Origin of the sequence: Bradyrhizobium sp., from assembly GCF_019242285.1 — a bacterium.
Lineage (GTDB): Bacteria > Pseudomonadota > Alphaproteobacteria > Rhizobiales > Xanthobacteraceae > Bradyrhizobium.
The window spans coordinates 1-3,028 of sequence record NZ_JAFAVV010000950.1 but is presented as its reverse complement, the minus strand read 5'-3'; the positions used below and the strand labels follow the sequence as shown (position 1 = coordinate 3,028).

Annotated in this window: 4 protein-coding genes; 1 reads left to right on the top strand and 3 read right to left on the bottom strand. The window is 67.4% G+C overall.

Translation table 11 applies throughout. The features are described from left to right. The 3 genes from JOY90_RS38785 to JOY90_RS38775 form a co-directional block, all read right to left on the bottom strand. The coding region (locus tag JOY90_RS38785; RefSeq protein WP_291696357.1) for a DUF429 domain-containing protein at positions 1-433 on the bottom strand (433 nt) is incomplete at its 3' end. A 12-nt stretch (positions 434-445) separates the two neighbouring features. Further along, positions 446-904: a GNAT family N-acetyltransferase gene (locus JOY90_RS38780; protein ID WP_291696356.1), complete on the bottom strand. Its 459-nt coding sequence runs from the start codon at positions 902-904 to the stop codon at positions 446-448. A 19-nt stretch (positions 905-923) separates the two neighbouring features. After that, on the bottom strand, positions 924-1,331 hold the full coding sequence (locus tag JOY90_RS38775; RefSeq protein WP_291696358.1) for a hypothetical protein: 408 nt from the start codon (positions 1,329-1,331) through the stop codon (positions 924-926). Positions 1,332-1,567: 236 nt separating this feature from the next. Here JOY90_RS38775 and JOY90_RS38770 point away from each other — a divergent pair, with 236 nt between their 5' ends. Then, on the top strand, positions 1,568-2,947 hold the full coding sequence (locus JOY90_RS38770; RefSeq protein ID WP_291696355.1) for an MFS transporter: 1,380 nt from the start codon (positions 1,568-1,570) through the stop codon (positions 2,945-2,947). Positions 2,948-3,028: the final 81 nt, after the last annotated feature.

The following is a 3,028-nucleotide window of genomic DNA, read 5'->3' as shown; positions in this document are numbered from 1 at the left end:
GCTGTCCGGCGAGCCGCCAGAAGATCAATTCCGGATGCGCCTCGCCGATGGTGGCCTGGCGCTCGGGCGTCATGACGTCGTCGACCTCCCTGAGTTTGTCGCGGATGTTCCAGAGCTGGCAGGAAACGCCCATGCCCCTGCCCTCGTGCCGCCAGTAATATGCGTTGGCCGCCGCCTGATCCGGAAACGTCCAGAGGTTTCGGCGCGCGCCGAGAAACACCGCGGCGCCGGCAAGCTCGCGCGCGAGCAGGTCGCAGGTGCGATGACCGGCCGTCCCGAGCCCGATCGGCATGTCGATCATCGCCCGCGCATGCGGCATCGACAATAGCCGCGCCAGCCCCGGCGAATAGTCGAAGCCGTGGTTGCCCTCTCCGTCGATGAAGGCTGCGACCCATCCGCCGCGAAAGCCGTCGAGGCCCAGATAGGTCGCCACGTCCGTGCCCATTCAAAGCCGCTTGCTCATGAACAGGCTGAGCGGATCGATCTGATACGCGCCAAACGGCGGGCACTCCCGATAGCCGGCAGCACGATAGAGCCCGATCGCCTCCGGCTGCCGGATGCCCGTCTCGAGACTGATGCGCGTGATCTCTCGCCGACGAGCCGCATCCTCCAGTGCAGCGAGCAGACGCCGCCCGAGGCCGAGCCGGCGCGCCGTCGATCGCACGAACAGCCGCTTCATCTCGGCATGATCAGGCGCGATGACGCGAAAGGCGATCGACCCAAGAAGTTCGCCAGCGCGACGCGCCGCCAAAAACAGCATGTCTGGCGCCGCGAGGGCTTCCGCATCCACCCGATGATTGCTCTCGGCCGGGTAGAGCCCGCACATGTAGGCGTCGGCTTCGGCGAGCAGATCACGCATATCGGCCTGCCGCGGGTCCTCAGGTCCGATGCTGATCCCGATCATCCGCGAAAAAACTCGGCGATCACGCCGCCCGCGTCTTGCGCGACGGCTTGTCGGTTGCAGCATCGAGTTCGCGGACGAGGTTGGCGAGCTCGGCGGTGACCGCATCCAGCGCCTCTGCGTCCGGCACAGGCTCGGTGGCGCGGCGCCGTTGGCGCTTTGCGGACAACCGGCCGAGCAGCGCAGTGGCGCCGCGCTTCGACAGATCCTTGAAACCGCGATAACTGAAGTCGACGACCACCTCATGGTGCCTCAACCCCTTGCCGCCCTTCACCGGGCCAAGGTCCCGCACCAGGCAATAGTGCCCGTCGCTCATTCGCGCCAGTCGACTGTTCCGCAACATCTGGTCATGCATGCATCGTCGAGAGATTCGGTCAACCTCGACAACGTGGGAATCAAGGAATGGTTCAGCCTGGATGACGCGCGACACGTCGCGCGCATGATGCTGATGCAATGAAGCCACAAAGCGCGGGCCGCGCTTCGCCCGGGCGATCAGGCTGCCTTTTACGACCGCCCGATCGACCGGCCGACCATCGAGAACGGAACGACAACCGCTGCCGCTCCGCTTGCGCGAACGATCCGCGTCGCAGGGACCCCCGATTGCTGCCAGCACGGTGTCAGCAGGTGCTTGATAGCCCTCCCTGCATCTGATGGGAACGGATTGTCATGAGCCCCTCTGTCAACGACATCGCACTTCAATCGACCGGAACGCGCGCGCTCGGCCGGGGCGCCGTGCTCGCTGCGATGTGCCTCGGCGTGCTGATCGCGCAGATCGACACCTCGGTCGTGAACCTGGCAATGCACGCGATCGGCACCGACTTTCGCGCCGGCGTGAGCGCGCTGCAATGGATGCTGGACGCCTACAACCTGGTCTATGCCGTGCTGCTGCTCAGCGGCGGCCTGCTCGCCGACCTCTATGGCCGGCGACTGGTTTTCCTGATCGGGGCGGCGGTGATCGCGGGCGGCTCCATCCTCTGCGCCTGCGCAGCGGACATCGGCACGCTGATTGCCGGTCGCGCCATCACCGGCGTCGGCGCGGCACTGCTGCTGCCCTCCTCGCTCGCCGTCATCCGCGTGGTCTGGCCAGAGGAGAAAGAGCGCGGGCGCGCGCTCGGTGTCTGGGCCAGTTGCAACGGTCTCGCCTTTGCGATCGGGCCGACGGTGGGAGGTCTGCTGATCGACACCAGCGGATGGCGCAGCGTGTTTCTCCTGGCGGTGCCGATGGCGGCCGGCGCCCTGGTCCTCGCTTGGCTGAGCGTGCCGGAAAGCGCCGATCCGCACAGCCGCCATTTCGACCTGCCGGGGCAACTGCTGGGCGCCGCCTCGCTCGGCAGCCTCGCGCTGGCCGCCATTCTCGGTCACGACGGCGGCCGGCTCTGGATCATGGCGCTCGTAGTCGCGCTTGCCACGCTGCTCCTGTTCCTGCGCGTGGAAGCAAGGCGCGGCACCGCCGCGCTGGTACCGCTGTCGCTGTTTCGGTTGCCGCCGTTTGCCGGCGCCATCACCGCCATCGCGGCGATGACCTTTGGCGTCTACGGCATGATCTTCCTGGTGCCGCTGCTCTGGCAGTCGGTGGGCCATCTGACGCCGCGCCTTGCGGGCCTCGCGATGATGCCGAGCGCGCTCGCGTTCTTCCTGGTCTCCAACCTGTCGGGCAGGTTTGCCCACCATGTCGGGCCGCGGCTGCTCGCGGCAGGCGGAACGGCATTGATCGGATGCGGACTGCTGATCCTCTCGTCGTCGACGGCGGCGGCGCCGATCTGGCTGGCGCAGATCGGGCAGATCGCCGCGGGCGTCGGCATGGGCCTCAACACCGGCCCGTTGTTCGGCATTGCGGTCGGTTCGGTCGGACGTGAGCGCGCGGGCACCGCAGCGGCGTTGGTCAATGTCGCGCGCATGACGGGAGCCTCGCTCGGCGTCGCCTTGCTCGGCACGGTCTACGGCCTCCTCGGCGGCGGCGCTGCGGGTTTCACCGGCGCGATGCTGCTCGGCGGAACCGTCCAGCTCGGTGGCGCGCTGACGGCGCTGTTGACGATACGACGATAGACGATCCCGGCCTCGCACCCGTCATGGGTCGAGATAGATGCCCGCTTCCAGATTGTTGCCGTCGGGATCGATCAGGAAGGC